Raw genomic sequence first — 16,632 nt, 5'->3', positions numbered from 1 at the left:
TCTACTTTGTCTCCATCTCTTTTTTTCCTTGTTCAATGTAAATCAAAAGTATGGATATATCAGCAGGACTTACTCCTGATATCCGTGAAGCTTGGCCAATGTTTAAAGGTTGAATTTTATTTAATTTTTCCCTTGCCTCCGAGGAAAGTCCACTAATTTTATTATAATCAACCCATTCTGGAATTTTCTTTGCTTCTACTTTTTTCATTTTCTCTACTTGTTGCAGTTGCTTCTCAATATATCCAGCATACTTCACTTGGATTTCTACTTGTTCTTTTACTTCCAGAGGTAATTCCTCGGGACTAGGTGCAATTCTTTCAATTACCGAATAGTTGATCTCTGGTCTACGTAATAATGTAGCTAAATCGACCGCATTATTTAATTCAGCTGTCCCTATTTCACGCAAGATTTGCTGTACTTCAGGTGTGGGTCTTACTTTTTCTTGTTTTAAACGAGCAATTTCTGCCTCGATATTCCTTTTCTTCTCTAGAAAACGCTGATACCTTTCTTCATCAATCAATCCAATCCGATAGCCAATTTCCCGTAAACGTAAATCTGCATTGTCATGACGTAATAATAAACGGTACTCTGCTCGTGAAGTAAGTAATCGATAAGGTTCATTGGTACCCTTTGTTACTAAATCATCAATTAACACACCAATATATGCTTGGGAACGATCTAAGATTAATGGTTCTTTTCCTAAAACTTTTAATGCGGCATTGATCCCAGCCATTAACCCTTGTCCAGCAGCTTCTTCATACCCTGATGTTCCATTCAATTGTCCAGCGGTAAACAGATTTTTAATTTTCTTCGTTTCTAGTGTTGGCTTTAATTGAGTTGGAACGATCACATCATATTCAATCGCATAACCAGGTCGCATGATTTCGGCTTTTTCTAAACCAGGTAAAGTTCTTAACATTTCAATTTGAACCTCTTCGGGAAGACTTGTGGAAAAGCCTTGAACATACATTTCTTTCGTATGTTCCCCTTCAGGTTCTAAGAAAATTTGATGGCGAGGTTTATCATAAAAACGAACGACCTTATCTTCGATCGACGGGCAATAACGGGGACCCGTTCCTTCAATCACACCAGAAAACATGGGTGCACGATGTAAGTTGTTCGAAATAATAGAATGGGTACGGAAGTTGGTATAGGTTAACCAACAGGGAATTTGTTCTTTTCGATACATTGTTGTATCGAATGAAAAAGCGCGAGGAACATCATCTCCTGGCTGGATTTCCATTTTTGAAAAATCAATCGTATCTTGATGCACTCTTGGTGGAGTACCTGTTTTAAAGCGTACAAGTTCAAAGCCAAGTTCCCGAAGGTTTTCCGATAATTTAATCGATGGTTTTTGATTGTTAGGGCCACTTTCATAAATGAGATCGCCAATAATAATTCTTCCTCTTAAATAAGTACCTGTCGTTAAGACAACCGTCTCACTATAATATTCTGCACCTGTATGGGTGATGACTCCTTTTACCGTATCATTTTCTACGATTAACCGATCCACCATTGCTTGTTTTAACGTTAGATTTGGTGTATTTTCTAATGTCTTTTTCATTTCCCGTTGGTAGGCTTGTTTATCCGCTTGAGCTCGTAATGCATGTACAGCAGGACCTTTTCCTGTGTTTAACATCCTCATTTGGATATATGTTTTATCAATATTTCTCCCCATTTCACCACCTAAGGCATCGATTTCCCGAACGACATGACCTTTGGCCGGGCCACCAATCGATGGATTACAAGGCATAAAAGCAATCGTATCTAGGCTAATCGTTAATAACAGAGTCTTTACACCCATTCGCGCAGCTGCTAGAGCAGCTTCTACTCCTGCATGTCCGGCGCCTACAACAATACAACCATAATCACCAGCATGATATCCCATCTTTTTACCTCCATTTCACTTACCAACACAAAATTGAGAGAAGATTTGATTGACTAAGTCCTCGGAAACAGAATCACCAATAATTTCTCCAAGTTGATCCCAAGCATTTTTTATATCAATCGCAACCATATCGACAGGTAACCATTGTTCAATCGATTGAATCGCATCTTCTAAACTTTTCTTTGCCTTTTTTAATAAGGAAATATGTCGAGAATTAGAAACATAAGTCAAATCATCAGCTTCAATTTTCCCCTCAAAAAATAAATTGATGATCGTTTTCTCTAAATCATCAATTCCTTCTTCCTCTTTTGCTGATGTAAAAATGATTGGCGAATGAGGAAAGTAACCTTTTACCTCTTCGATATTTAATTTTTGCTCTAAATCGGTCTTGTTGATGATAATCATTACATTGGAATTCCTAACCATTTCAATTAAGCGCCGATCTTCTTCTGATAATGGTTCATTATAATTTAATACAAATAAAACAACATCTGCTTCTTCTAATGCCATTTTTGACCGTTCTACACCTATTTTTTCAACGATATCCTCTGTTTCCCGAATTCCAGCTGTATCGATTAATTTAAGGGGAATCCCTCCAATATTTACATATTCCTCGATTATGTCTCTTGTCGTTCCAGGTATGTCTGTAACAATCGCCCGATTTTCTCTAATTAACGCATTTAATAATGAGGACTTTCCTACATTGGGTCTACCGATAATCGCTGTTTTCAAACCTTCACGAAGAATTTTCCCTTGCGATGCATGTTCAAGTAATTGTTCAATCTCTTTTTTACTTTGAGTTGTCTTTTCTAGCAATAATTCATGGGTTACATCTTCAACATCATAGTCAGGATAATCAATCGTCACCTCAATATGGGCCAAAACCTCTAATAAATTCTGGCGAATCCCTTTAATTTTCACAGACAACTTACCTTCTACTTGTTTCATCGCTAAAGCCATTGCCCGATCGGTTTTCGATCGAATCAGATCGATGATTGCCTCTGCTTGTGATAAATCAATACGCCCATTTAAAAAAGCCCTTTTTGTAAATTCGCCAGGTTCAGCTAAACGAACACCTTGTTCTAAAATTAGATCTAAAACCTTTTTAACAGCAATGACTCCTCCATGGCAATTTACTTCTACTACATCTTCCCGTGTAAACGTTTTTGGGGCTCTCATCACTGTAACTAAAACTTCATCAATGGTTTCTCCATTTTTATCCACAATACGCCCATAATGAATGGTATGACTATCCACAGTAGATAACTTTTTCTTCCCGCGAAAAATGGAATCTACAGCTTCAATCGCTTTATCCCCACTTACGCGAATAATGGCAATCCCACCTTCTCCTAATGGTGTGGAAATTGCAGCAATTGTATCAAACTCCATTGGTTTTCACCTCAAAATATTTAACGCAATAATTTCTCTTAAAAGAAAAGGATAACATATTTTTCATTCAAAAACAAAATAACAAAAGTTATTATTAATATTTATCCCCATGTTGATAAATTTAAAATAGGTTTAAAGCCGTAAGGTTAAAAGCAGCATTAGAACATACAAGTGTTTCATGTTTTTTAAAAAGAAAAGGGAGCTTTTGCTCCCCCAAAATGTAACCTATTTAATATTTCCTAGTAATCGTCACTTTTCGATTTGGTTCTTCTCCTTGGCTGATCGTTCGAACTTTCGGATGATTTTGTAATTTTGTATGAATAATTTTTCTTTCATGAGGACTCATTGGTTCAAGAACAACATCTCTTCCCGTACGAACTACTTTATCAGCGAGTTTCATCGCCAATGCTTCGAGCGTTGCTTTTCTTCTAGCACGATAATTTTCTGCATCTAAAACAATTCTTATTCGATTTTCTTTTACATGTCGATTAGCAACAATATTTGTTAAATATTGTAATGCATCTAGGGTTTGGCCTCTTCTGCCAATTAAAATGCCTAAATCATTTCCAAGCAAATTCAAAATAACTTGTTCATCTTCTTCAGAAACTTCAATTTCAACACTTAAGTTCATCGCTTGAAAAACATCATATAAAAATTCTTTCGCTTCTAGAATCGGATCCTCTGAAAATATTTGTTTTCTGTCAGGTTTAGTAAATTTTTCTTCCAAGAAATCTCGAGCCTTTGTTTCTAATATTGAGGGTTCTGATTCGGAAAGCAATGTAACTTCCACAACCGCATCTTTTCGTCCCATTAAACCAAATAATCGTTTTCCTGGTTGTTCAAGTACCTTTACATTTACTTTGTCTTCTGTGGTGTTAAGTTGTCTGAGGGCTGAGTTTATTGCTTCTTCCACAGTCTTTCCCGTAGCAATGACTTTTTTCATTTTTTAAAAACCCCCATTAAGCCTATTTCTTATATGTAATTAATTTGGTTTGTAAAATCGTAAAAATATTCCCTACCACCCAATAAAGAGCTAATGCTGATGGTAATGTGGTACCGATAAATAGAATCATTAAAGGCATCATAATCGACATAATTTTTTGTTGCTGAGCCGCTTGCGGAGTTGTCGCAACATTCGTGTTCATCATCACAGTCTGAATATATGTTAATACAGCTGCTAAAATCGGCAGTATAAAATATGGATCTTTCTCCCCTAATTGTAACCAGAGAAAACCGTGTTTTGCGATGTCCGGATTCCTCATAATCGCATGATAAAATGCAACTAAAATAGGCATTTGAATGAGAATCGGTAGACAACCGGATAAAGGATTTACATTATGTTTTTGGAAAAGCTTCATTGTTTCTTCTTGCATCTTTTGTGGATTGTTCTTATATTTTTCTCTTATTTTTGCAATTTCTGGCTGCAACTCCTGCATTTTCTTTTGACTTTTAATCTGGGTAATCATTAGGGGTAAAACTAAGAAGCGAATAATAATCGTAACGACAATAATCGACAAACCATAATTGTTAAAGAGAAGCTTTGCAAAAAAATCTAATGTTTCAGATAATGGATAAACAAAATATCGATCCCAAATTCCATTATTCGGATCAGGTACACCTCTTGTAGAACACCCGCTAGTAATCAACATGAATCCTATTAATAGGAAAAAAACAAATGAGCGTTTCCGCAAACAAAATTCCCCCTCTAAAGATAATCGCTATTTTTTCGGAACAGGATCATATCCTCCTGGATGGAATGGATGACATTTAGATATCCGTTTTACTGATAACCATCCACCTTTAATTGGACCATGAATTTCAATTGCTTCAAAGGCATAATGGGAACAAGTAGGATAAAAACGACAAGTTGGTGGTTTGATTGGTGAAATAAACTTTTGATAGAAACGAATCAACGATAATAAGAACCTTTTCATCAAACGGTTTCACCTTACTTCTTAACAAATAAATTCATTTTTCTGAAAAGATGTTCTACACTTTTTTCAATTTGCTCATATTCCATCTCTATGATTGGCTTTCGTGCGATGATAATAAAATCTTTATGTTTTTTAATCTCATTTTTACTGATAATTGAACGAATCGCTTCCTTTATAAGACGTTTCACTCGATTTCGAACAACCGCTTTTCCTAATTTTTTACTAACAGAAATACCAAAACGATGACATTCTGTTTCATTATTATCCAATTCATACAATACCAAAGAACGATTTGCTATGGAATGACCATATTGATAAACTTTTTTGAAATCTTCCCTTTTCCTAAGTCGAAATTCTTTTTGCAAGACCTTGCCTCCACGTTCTCTGAATGCGTTAACAAAACATTTTCTAAGTAAAAGTATAGCTAAATATGATCTAGAATAAACTCATTTTAACACATTACAACAATGAGTTTAATAAGTTTTTCAAATAATATAGAAAAAAGGCCACCCAAATGTGACCTATGCAGATAATACTTTTCTCCCTTTTGCACGACGTCTCTTTAATACTTTACGACCATTTTTTGTACTCATTCTCTTACGGAAACCATGATCTTTCTTTCTTTTACGCACATTTGGTTGATAAGTTGGTTTCATGTATCATTACACCTCCCCTTGAGGATCCATCATTCATAGTGTAAAGAAATTCTTTCACATTATATTAAAGGAAAAAGCCTTTTGTCAAGAAACGGTGATGAATCACCTCTCATTTCATAAAATATCTACAACGATCAAAAAATCAAAAATCTACCATATCATTTTTTGTTGATAACTTCATGATGAAAATCCACCTGTTTTCGACAAATTTCTCACAGATTATCCACAAAATATAGTACTGTTGATAATCATTGCACACAATTTGTAGTTATTGTGGATAATTTAAGAAAAGCATTGATATTATTGAATCAATTTGATATTATGTTTTTGATTAAATCGGTGGATAACTCTTGTCATGAAAGAAAATATTCACAGCCTGTGGATAATTATGTGGACAATTATCCATGGTTGTGGATTTTTTATTCACAAAATGCGCTTTTAATTTTATCAAATTTCGATCATTTCCCCAAGAATCAACAATTCTTTATCCACACTATCAACTTATTTCTGTGGAAAAACGGTATGGGAGAGTTTAACGTGGAACAATTACAAACTTTATGGAAAAAAACTTTATCGATTATTGAAGGAAAAATAAGTAAACCAAGTTTTGAAACTTGGCTACAATCAACGCAAATTTCATCTCTCGTAAATGATCAACTAACAATTATCGCACCAAATGAGTTTGCTAGAGATTGGTTAGAGTCCCGTTACTCCACCTTAATTCAAGAAACCTTATACGAAGTTACTGGGGAACATTTCGAAATTAAATTTACGATCCCACCATCTACCAATGAAATGGATTACATCCCTGACCAAACTCCGAAAAAAAAGATCATTACTCCTACTGAAGATGAGGATACACAATATAAATCGATTTTAAATCCAAAATATGTATTTGATACTTTTGTCATCGGAGCAGGGAATCGCTTTGCCCATGCAGCATCCCTCGCAGTAGCTGAAGCTCCCGCTAAAGCCTACAATCCTTTATTTATTTATGGTGGTGTGGGACTTGGTAAAACTCATTTGATGCATGCAATTGGCCATTATGTCATCCAGCACAATGAAAACGCAAAAGTTTTGTATATCACTTCTGAAAAATTTACAAATGAATTTATTAATGCCATTCGTGATAATAAAACCGTTGAATTTCGCAATAAATATCGAAATATTGATGTTCTCTTAATTGACGATATTCAGTTTTTAGCTGGAAAAGAACAAACACAAGAAGAATTTTTCCATACTTTTAATGCTTTGCACGAAGCAAGTAAACAGATCATTATTTCTAGTGATCGCCCACCAAAAGAAATTCCTACATTAGAAGACCGATTGCGCTCCCGTTTTGAATGGGGACTCATCACAGATATACAACCCCCTGATTTAGAAACGCGGATTGCCATTTTAAGAAAAAAAGCAAAAGCAGAAAACTTGGATATCCCCAATGAAGTGATGATTTATATCGCCAATCAAATCGATACAAATATTCGCGAGTTAGAGGGAGCATTAATTCGCGTTGTTGCTTATTCCTCTTTAATCAATAAAGACATGAGTGTCGAATTGGCGGCTGAAGCCTTAAAAGATATTATTCCTTCATCAAAACCAAAAGAAATCACGATTTATAGCATTCAAAAAGCAGTGGCGGAGTATTACGGTATCAAACTAGAAGATTTAAAAGCGAAGAAAAGAACAAGAGCCGTAGCTTTTCCAAGACAAGTAGCGATGTATCTTTCGCGAGAATTAACCGATCTTTCACTCCCAAAAATTGGTGAAGATTTTGGTGGTAGAGATCATTCTACAGTTATTCATGCTTATGAAAAAATTGTGAGCGAATTAAAAACTGATGTTGAGTTACAACAAGCGATTAAAATATTAAAAGAAAAAATTAAAAACCTTCATTGATTATGGTTATTGTGAATAACATAAAATGCATATCCACACGTTATCAACATGTGAATAAATAGACGACCCTTATTCTTTTGTAACTTATTCACATGTTCACAACCCTTATTATTATTACGATTTTTTAACTTAAAAATATATATTATATGTATCAATGGAACAAAATATTACCATTTTGGAGGTTCATATGCATTTTATTATCGATAAATCTCAACTCATTAATGGAATCCAACATGTTAGTAAAGCTGTTTCATTAAAAACAACGATCCCAATTTTAACAGGGATTAAATTTGAAGTTACAGAAAAAGGTTTAACTCTTATTGGCAGTGACTCGGACATTTCGATTCAAATCTTTATTCCCAAAATAGATGAAGAACAAGAGTATGTGAAAATCTATCAGGAAGGAAAACTAATTTTACCGGCCAGATATATTGTAGAAATTGTCAAAAAACTACCAGGGGATGAAATTGAATTTAAACAAATCGATCAACTATCGGTTGTCATTCGTTCAGAACGAACAGAATTTCGTTTAAATGGATATGATGCTGAGGAATTTCCAAATTTGCCTCAAATTGAGGAAGAACAAGTATTTACCATTCAAAGTGATTTATTAAAATCGATGATTCGCCAAACATTGTTTGCTGTTCATACTTTAGAGAGTAGGCCGATTTTAACAGGTGTACTCTGGGAACTAGAAAATCATATTTTAAAATTTATAGCAACTGACTCCCATCGTTTAGCAACAAGATCAGCAATGGTTGAAACTCTTAATGATTCAACATTTCATAATATTGTCGTACCAGGAAAATCTCTAAATGAACTAAGCAAAATTTTAGAAGATGAACCCAGACTCGTTCAGATTGTTGTTACAGAAAATCAAATTCTAGTAAAAATGAAACATTTGTTATTCTATTCTCGATTATTAGATGGGACTTATCCTGATACTTCAAGAATTATTCCTGATAAATTCAAGACGAATCTTATTCTTTCAAAACAAGAATTTGCTGATGCTATAGAAAGAGCGTTATTAATTGCAAAAGATGGAAAGAATAATATTGTAAAACTGACTACGCAAGAGAATTTGATGGTTGAACTCTCATCCAATTCTCCAGAAATAGGTAATGTAATCGAACAAATTCAAGCACAAGAAATTGCTGGAGATCAGATAAAGATCTCATTTAATGCAAAGTATGTATTAGAAGCGTTAAAGGCGATCGATAGTCAGGAAATCCGTATTAACTTTACTGGTGCGTTAAGTCCATTTGTAATTAAGCCATTAGATCACGATTGGGCCTTACATTTAATCTTGCCTGTTCGTACCTATTGATGACCAAAGGAGATCGAAAGATGGAATTTGTTAACATTCATACTGAATTTATCACATTAGGCCAATTATTGAAGTTAAAGAAGATCATTGATACAGGTGGACAAGCGAAGCATTTTTTGCAAGAAAATGATGTATGGGTAAATGGAGAAAAGGAAAACAGGCGAGGTAGAAAATTGTATCCAAATGACCGCATTCGCATTCAAAATTATGGGGAATATCAAATTATCGGAAATCAATAAACAGGAGAGAAGATATGTTCCTTACTCATCTCCAGCTAAAAAATTATCGGAATTATCATGAACTAGACTTAGACTTTGACCAGCGAATTAATATTTTTCAGGGGAATAATGCACAGGGAAAAACAAATATTATTGAAGCCATCTATCTTTTAGCTTTCGCAAAATCACATCGTACGTCAAAAGAAAGAGAGTTGGTCCAATGGGGCCAATCTTTTTCTGTTATTAAAGGTAATGTAAAGCGTTCACTTGGAGATGTAAACTTAGAAATTCAAATTACGACAAAAGGAAAAAAAGCAAAAATTAATGCTTTAGAACAAAAAAAATTAAGCGATTATGTTGGAGCGTTCAATGTGATTCTTTTTGCTCCAGAGGACTTAACCTTAGTAAAAGGCAGTCCTCAATATCGCCGTAAATTTCTTGATATGGAAATTGGACAAATTCACCCGTCTTATCTCTATCATCTTTCCCAATACCTAAAAGTGATTCAACAAAGAAATAATTTATTAAAGGATTTTACAAAAGATAAGAAGAATAAATTAGAAATGTTAGAAATTTGGAACATACAAATGGTAGAACATGGAACAAAAGTGATCGCTAAACGACTTGAATTTCTAAAAAAATTAGAAAAAAGGGCACAAGAAGTACATGATGGAATAACAGAAGGAACGGAAAGTTTAACCATTCAATATAAAAGTTCAATCCCAATAGAAGAGATAAAAACGGATTCTGATATAAGGCGAAAGTTTGAAGATCAGATCAAGAAAAACATAAAACATGAATTAGATCGAGGTACAAGTTTGATCGGTCCCCATCGAGATGATTTAGATTTTTATATCAATCAAATTGATGTAAGATCTTATGGATCCCAAGGGCAGCAAAGAACAACGGCATTATCTTTAAAATTAGCAGAGATTGAACTTATCCATGAAGAAGTAGGAGAATATCCCATTCTTTTACTCGATGATGTTTTATCAGAGTTAGATAAAAAAAGGCAAACTCATTTAATCAAAACCATTGAAAATAAAGTACAAACCATGATTACGACAACAACAACAGAAGGAATTGATTTCAAGCGTTTAGATCAATCATCTATGTTTTCCGTTTCTCAAGGAAAGGTAACGAAAAAGGATTGAGGTGTACATCGTGTTTATCCATATTGGTGGAGATTTTGTTGTTTTAGCAAAAGAAGTTGTGGCGATTATTGATGTTAGTAACCAAGAGCAAATATCAAAAAAAGGAAAATCCTATGTACAGCAAATGGAACAAACACATCCTGTCATACGAATTTCAAACACGGATGTGAAATCCATCGTCATTACAACAAATCATATTTATTTTTCACCTATTTCTTCTTTAACCTTAAAAAAAAGAGCCAATGCTTTTCATTTAGAGAATGATCTTATGCATAATAAAACTCGTGATTAAGATGGAAGGGGTATATATGGCGACAGTTTCCAATAATTATGATGCAAGTCAGATTCAAGTGTTAGAAGGGCTAGAGGCAGTTCGTAAAAGACCAGGCATGTATATTGGATCCACATCTGAACGGGGATTACACCATTTGGTGTGGGAAGTTGTGGATAATAGTATCGACGAAGCCTTAGCGGGTTATTGTGATCATATTGTCGTTACCGTTCATAAAGACAATAGTGTAACGGTTAGTGATAATGGTCGAGGCATTCCCGTCGATATTCACCCGAAAATGGGCCGTCCAGCTGTTGAAGTTGCTTTGACGGTATTACATGCTGGCGGTAAGTTTGGCGGAGAAGGGTATAAAGTATCGGGTGGGTTACACGGTGTTGGTGTATCTGTTGTCAATGCTTTATCCACTTGGTTAGAAGTTATTGTAAAAAGAGATGGAAAAATACATAAGCAAAGATACCGCCGTGGAGTTCCTGAATATGATTTAAAGGTGATCGGAGAGACCGATGAGACAGGAACGACAGTTACTTTTTTACCAGATCCCGAGATCTTTCAAGAGTCGACTGAGTTCAACTATGAAACGTTAAAATCTAGATTAAGGGAATTAGCCTTTTTAAATCGAGGAATTAAGATTGAGCTGATTGATGAAAGAGGAGAGGGAAAAAAGGACCGTTTTTACTATGAAGGCGGAATTAATTCATTTGTTGAGTTTTTAAATAAAAATCGAGATGTCTTACATCCAAAGCCAATCTATGTAAAAGGAAACAAAGATAACATCGAATTAGAAATCTCTATGCAGTATAATGATAGCTATTCAAGCAATATCTTATCATTTGCCAATAATATTCACACCCATGAAGGGGGAACGCACGAGTCTGGTTTTAAAAGTGCGTTAACGAGGGTATTAAATGACTATGCAAGAAAGAATAATCTTTTAAAAGAACAGGATGCAAATCTATCAGGCGATGATGTTCGTGAAGGACTTACTGCGGTGATTAGTGTAAAGATTCCTAATCCCCAATTTGAAGGACAAACCAAAACAAAGTTGGGAAATAGCGAAGTTCGTGGGATTACGGAGTCCATATTTGGGGATAAATTATCCATTTTTTTAGATGAGAATCCTTCTGTCGCTAAAAAAATAATCGAAAAAGCCCTTTTGGCTGCAAGAGCAAGAGAAGCTGCAAGAAAAGCAAGAGAATTAACAAGAAGGAAAAATGCATTGGAAGTTAGTTCATTACCAGGGAAATTAGCCGATTGTTCAAGTAAAGATGCTTCCATTAGTGAACTTTATTTAGTTGAGGGGGATTCGGCAGGGGGTTCAGCAAAACAAGGAAGAGATCGAACCTTCCAAGCGATTTTGCCACTAAGGGGGAAGATCTTAAACGTAGAAAAAGCAAGATTAGACAAAATTTTTGCCAACGAAGAGATTCGCGCGATGATTACCGCTTTAGGAACAGGAATTGGGGATGATTTTGATATTTCTAAAGCGAGATATCATAAAATTATTATCATGACTGATGCTGACGTAGACGGAGCCCATATTCGTACTTTGTTACTTACGTTTTTCTTTAGATATATGCGGGAGTTAATCGAAAAAGGTTATGTATATATTGCACAACCACCTCTTTATCAAATCAAACAAGGAAAAACCGTTCGTTATGCTTATAATGACCGAGAATTAGAAAAAATTAAAACAGAACTCCCTGATCGTCCAGAACCAGTTATCCAGCGTTACAAAGGTTTAGGAGAAATGGATCCCAACCAATTATGGGAAACGACGATGAATCCCAAGACAAGAACCTTATTACAGGTTAGTTTGCAAGATGCTTCTGATGCGGATTATGTTTTCGAAACATTAATGGGGGATAAAGTAGAGCCTCGAAGGGAATTTATCCAAGAATATGCGAAATACGTTCGTAATCTGGATATATAAAGTGATGGAGGTAAAACATGCTTGAAGCAAATGAAAGAATAAAAGAGGTCAATATTAGTCAGGAAATGAAAAACTCGTTTATTGATTATGCCATGAGTGTCATCGTAAGCCGAGCATTACCTGACGTAAGAGATGGTTTAAAACCAGTACACCGTAGAATTTTGTATGCGATGAATGAACTGGGAATGACACCAGATAAACCACACAAAAAATCAGCGAGAATCGTAGGTGAAGTAATTGGGAAATATCATCCCCATGGAGATGCAGCTGTCTATGAGACCATGGTGCGAATGGCTCAAGATTTCTCATATCGTTATGTATTAGTTGATGGTCATGGCAATTTTGGCTCTATTGATGGGGATTCTGCGGCAGCGATGCGTTATACAGAAGCGCGGATGTCGAAGATTTCTACTGAATTATTACGGGATATCAATAAAGAAACCATTGATTTTGGTGATAACTATGATGGATCGGAAAAAGAACCATTCGTATTACCTGCACGATTTCCCAATTTGTTAGTCAATGGTGCTTCAGGAATAGCCGTTGGGATGGCAACCAATATTCCACCTCATCAATTAGGTGAGGTCATCGATGGAATCATTATGTTGATTGATAGGCCGGATGTGGATGTTAACCAGTTAATGACGGCCATTAAAGGGCCGGATTTCCCAACGGGTGGAATCATTTTAGGCAAAGAAGGCATTAAAAAGGCATACCAAATAGGTAAAGGCTCCATTACAATTCGTGCGAAAGCGTTTATTGAAGAAATGAATAACGGCAAAAGCAGGATTATCGTTGAAGAAATCCCTTATCAAGTGAATAAAGCAAAATTAATCGAAAAAATTGCTGAATTAGTTCGGGACAAAAAAATTGAAGGAATTACCGACTTAAGAGATGAGTCTGACCGCAATGGTATGCGCATTGTGATCGAGCTAAGGAAAGATGTAAATGCCAATGTGGTTTTAAACAATTTATATAAACAAACCAGTTTACAAACTTCTTTTGGCATTAATATGCTTGCGCTAGTGGATGGGGAACCTAAAGTTCTTAACTTAAAACAAATTCTAATCCATTACCTCGATCACCAAAAAGTTGTCATTCGCAGAAGAACAGAATACGACTTAAAGAAAGCAGAAGCAAGAGCCCATATTTTAGAGGGGTTACGGATTGCACTCGACCATTTAGATGAAGTGATTTCCCTTATTCGCGCTTCAAGAACAACGGATGAAGCCAAAAATGGTCTAATGACGAAATTTCAGCTCACAGAGACCCAAGCACAAGCGATCCTAGATATGAGATTACAGCGCTTAACAGGGTTGGAACGAGAAAAAATTGAGAATGAATATCAAGAATTAATAGTAAAAATTAGGGAATTTAAAGCCATTTTGGCCGATGAACAAAAAATATTAGCCATTATTAAAGAAGAATTGTTAGAGATTAAAGAAAAATATAACGATGAAAGAAGAACAAAGATCACCAATGCAGAGAATGAGATTGATGTAGAAGATCTCATTCCTGAAGAAGAAGTTGTCGTCATGTTAACCCATCAAGGGTATATTAAACGGCTTCCCATCTCTACTTACCGTAGCCAAAGACGGGGCGGAAAAGGTGTTACAGGAATGGGAACAAAAGAAGATGATTTTGTTCAACATGTCTTTATTACAAGTTCTCATAATTATATCATGTTTTTTACCAATAAAGGGAAAGTCTACCGATTAAAAGCATATGAAATCCCAGAATTAAGTCGTACGGCAAGAGGTACACCGATTATCAACTTAATTCAAATCGAATCCAATGAAAGAATTAATGCTGTTTTCTCAATCAGGGAATATAGCAAAAATCATTATTTATTTTTTGCAACTGCTCACGGAATCGTGAAAAAAACACATCTTTCTGAATATGAAAACATTCGGAAAGGTGGGCTTATCGCCATCAATTTAAAAGATGATGATGAACTTATTGGCGTCAAATTAACGGATGGAAAGCAAGAAATTATCTTAGGTACAAAGATGGGGCAATCGATTCGTTTTTCAGAACAAGATGTTCGAGTCATGGGCAGAAATGCCACAGGGGTAAAAGGGATTCAACTAGCAGAAGGTGATCTTGTTATCGGCATGGATATTATTCGTGATGATCTTGATGTCTTAATTGTTACAGAAAAAGGTTATGGGAAAAGGACACCAGCTTCCGAATATCGTGTACAAACAAGGGGAGGAAAAGGGATTAAAACTTTAAATGTAACAAGAAAAAATGGTTATATCGTTAGTTTGAAAGTTGTCTCAGAAGATGATGATCTGATGATTGTTACAACTAGTGCAATGGTTATCCGTCTGAATATGAAAGCAATTTCTTTAATTGGAAGGTATACTCAAGGGGTGAAACTGATTCAAATTCAGGATGATGACGCTGTAGCAACTGTTGCAAGAGTACACACTAATGATGAAGAAGAATATAGTGAAGAAGAATAAAGATTATATCCGTTTTTAAAAGAGCACTTCAATAGTGCTCTTTTTTTTTATATCTCATAAAAGAGACAAAATTAAGATCTTGTCGTTAAAAAGGAAATATTTGTAGAATGGAGATAAGTGAAAAGAAAAGGGGAAATGTCTATGACTTTAATCTCCATCCAAAATATTTATCCAGGTATGGTTTTAAAAGAAGATGTTTATAGCAGATTAGGTGGTCTTTTATATAAAAAGGGGACGATTTTAAAAGAACAAGATCAAGAAATACTATTTGCTTTTGGAGTCACACATATTCAAATCATTGATGAGAAAAAAGATAAAGAAAAAATGAAAATAAGTAGAAATACAAAAAAAGAAGAGGAAATTCATAATCAAAGTAATAGTCAAGAACTTATTTTTCAAGAAAATTATAACCGTGCATTTTACTTAGTTGCGCAAATTTTAAGATCAGCACAAGGAAAACCACAAATTCCACTTATTGAGTTAAGAAACTCAATTCAACCTATTTTAGATTACACCATTAAAAACCCAAAAGTATTACTAACTTTACATCGCTTTGAAAATTTAAATAAATACGAGATTGTCCATGCATTATCTGTTGGTATGTTATCTTACTCTATAGCAAATTGGTTAGGCATGGATCAAAGCAAATGGACGCAACTTGCTTTAGCTGGTGTTCTTCATGATATAGGAATGAGTCGGATACCAAATCAAATTCTTGATAAAAAAACGAGTCTTGATTATTACGAGCGAGAAGAGGTAAAAAAACACACAGTATACGGTTATCAAATGTTAAAGGGTATAAAAGGATTAAACGAAGGAGCGATTCTTGCTGTATTACAGCATCACGAAAGAAATGATGGGTCAGGTTATCCCCTTCAATTAAAACAAGAACAAATTCATACCTACAGTAAAATTATTGCAATTGCAGATGTGTTTCATGCAATGATTTCAAAGAGAAGTTATAGGGAAAGGATTCCTATCTTTAGTGTATTGGAACAATTACTGGAAGATAGTTTTGGAAAGTTAGACCCTAAAATTGTGCAAACATTTGTAAGGATGTTATCGCAAATTACGATTGGAAAACGAGTAATATTAAACAACGGTTTAGAAGGAACCATTCTATTTATAAGTGCGAATCATCCTACGCGTCCTTTGATTCAAGTAAATGACCAGATAATTAACTTAGAAACAGAAACGAACTTATTTGTTAAAGAAATAATTGTGTAACTTCATTAAGTTAATTGCAAACCAAAAAAGCTCCAGAAAAATCTTATTGACATAATATCAAAGGGTATGATAGTGTATTAGATGTCGTTTCGTTGCGAGATCATCGGATGAAACGGCAAGATAAAAATAAGGAATAAAAAGTTATTGACAAGGGATAATAAAATGTTATAGAATGTTTCTTGCTGTCGTCACGAAATTTGTTCTTTGAAAACTGAACAGTGTCTGCTTAGCGAACCCTTCAATTCACGAAGGA

The 16,632-nt window shown here is 34.9% G+C and carries 15 protein-coding genes; 8 read left to right on the top strand and 7 right to left on the bottom strand.

The features are described from left to right. Position 1 precedes the first annotated feature (1 nt). From mnmG to rpmH, 7 genes are all read right to left on the bottom strand, one after another. Entirely contained in the window at positions 2–1,888 is a 1,887-nt protein-coding gene (gene mnmG, locus ACMW72_RS03220; protein ID WP_418367404.1) for a tRNA uridine-5-carboxymethylaminomethyl(34) synthesis enzyme MnmG, read from the bottom strand. Between the two features lie 15 nt (positions 1,889–1,903). After that, a complete protein-coding gene (gene mnmE / locus ACMW72_RS03215; protein ID WP_418367403.1) occupies positions 1,904–3,277 on the bottom strand; it encodes a tRNA uridine-5-carboxymethylaminomethyl(34) synthesis GTPase MnmE in 1,374 nt (457 codons plus the stop codon). Positions 3,278–3,506: 229 nt separating this feature from the next. Beyond that, the gene (gene jag / locus ACMW72_RS03210; protein ID WP_418367402.1) at positions 3,507–4,220 is read right to left on the bottom strand and encodes an RNA-binding cell elongation regulator Jag/EloR; all 714 of its coding nucleotides are present in this window, start codon (positions 4,218–4,220) and stop codon (positions 3,507–3,509) included. 22 nt (positions 4,221–4,242) lie between these two features. Next, positions 4,243–4,968 (bottom strand): membrane protein insertase YidC, encoded by a 726-nt coding sequence (gene yidC / locus ACMW72_RS03205; protein WP_418367401.1) that lies wholly within the window; start codon positions 4,966–4,968, stop codon positions 4,243–4,245. A gap of 27 nt (positions 4,969–4,995) precedes the next feature. Then, a complete protein-coding gene (gene yidD / locus ACMW72_RS03200; protein WP_418367400.1) occupies positions 4,996–5,211 on the bottom strand; it encodes a membrane protein insertion efficiency factor YidD in 216 nt (71 codons plus the stop codon). Between the two features lie 14 nt (positions 5,212–5,225). Beyond that, positions 5,226–5,576: a ribonuclease P protein component gene (rnpA, locus tag ACMW72_RS03195; protein WP_418367399.1), complete on the bottom strand. Its 351-nt coding sequence runs from the start codon at positions 5,574–5,576 to the stop codon at positions 5,226–5,228. A gap of 156 nt (positions 5,577–5,732) precedes the next feature. After that, on the bottom strand, positions 5,733–5,867 hold the full coding sequence (gene rpmH, locus ACMW72_RS03190) for a 50S ribosomal protein L34 (protein ID WP_418367398.1): 135 nt from the start codon (positions 5,865–5,867) through the stop codon (positions 5,733–5,735). A 537-nt stretch (positions 5,868–6,404) separates the two neighbouring features. Between rpmH and dnaA the strand changes: the two genes are divergently transcribed. The 8 genes from dnaA (at position 6,405) to ACMW72_RS03150 (ending at position 16,379) form a co-directional block, all read left to right on the top strand. Further along, positions 6,405–7,763: a chromosomal replication initiator protein DnaA gene (gene dnaA, locus ACMW72_RS03185; RefSeq protein ID WP_418367397.1), complete on the top strand. Its 1,359-nt coding sequence runs from the start codon at positions 6,405–6,407 to the stop codon at positions 7,761–7,763. A 187-nt stretch (positions 7,764–7,950) separates the two neighbouring features. After that, positions 7,951–9,090 (top strand): DNA polymerase III subunit beta, encoded by a 1,140-nt coding sequence (dnaN, locus tag ACMW72_RS03180; protein ID WP_418367396.1) that lies wholly within the window; start codon positions 7,951–7,953, stop codon positions 9,088–9,090. A 20-nt stretch (positions 9,091–9,110) separates the two neighbouring features. Next, positions 9,111–9,329 (top strand): S4 domain-containing protein YaaA, encoded by a 219-nt coding sequence (yaaA, locus tag ACMW72_RS03175; protein ID WP_418367395.1) that lies wholly within the window; start codon positions 9,111–9,113, stop codon positions 9,327–9,329. Positions 9,330–9,343: 14 nt separating this feature from the next. Then, entirely contained in the window at positions 9,344–10,462 is a 1,119-nt protein-coding gene (recF, locus tag ACMW72_RS03170) for a DNA replication/repair protein RecF (RefSeq protein ID WP_418367394.1), read from the top strand. Positions 10,463–10,472: 10 nt separating this feature from the next. After that, positions 10,473–10,754: an extracellular matrix regulator RemB gene (gene remB, locus ACMW72_RS03165; protein WP_418367393.1), complete on the top strand. Its 282-nt coding sequence runs from the start codon at positions 10,473–10,475 to the stop codon at positions 10,752–10,754. 16 nt (positions 10,755–10,770) lie between these two features. Then, entirely contained in the window at positions 10,771–12,684 is a 1,914-nt protein-coding gene (gene gyrB / locus ACMW72_RS03160; protein WP_418367392.1) for a DNA topoisomerase (ATP-hydrolyzing) subunit B, read from the top strand. A 17-nt stretch (positions 12,685–12,701) separates the two neighbouring features. Continuing rightward, positions 12,702–15,152 carry a DNA gyrase subunit A gene (gene gyrA / locus ACMW72_RS03155; protein ID WP_418367391.1) on the top strand — a complete coding sequence of 817 codons (2,451 nt, stop codon included), beginning with the start codon at positions 12,702–12,704 and terminating at the stop codon, positions 15,150–15,152. Between the two features lie 117 nt (positions 15,153–15,269). Further along, complete coding sequence (locus ACMW72_RS03150) at positions 15,270–16,379, top strand: HD-GYP domain-containing protein (protein ID WP_418367390.1); 1,110 nt, start codon at positions 15,270–15,272, stop codon at positions 16,377–16,379. The last annotated feature ends 253 nt before the right edge of the window (positions 16,380–16,632 follow it).

This window comes from Tepidibacillus sp. LV47 (genome assembly GCF_048381575.1).
Lineage (GTDB): Bacteria > Bacillota > Bacilli > Tepidibacillales > Tepidibacillaceae > Tepidibacillus.
The sequence above is the reverse complement of the archived record's forward strand: the minus strand, read 5'-3'. Positions and strand labels throughout refer to the sequence as shown.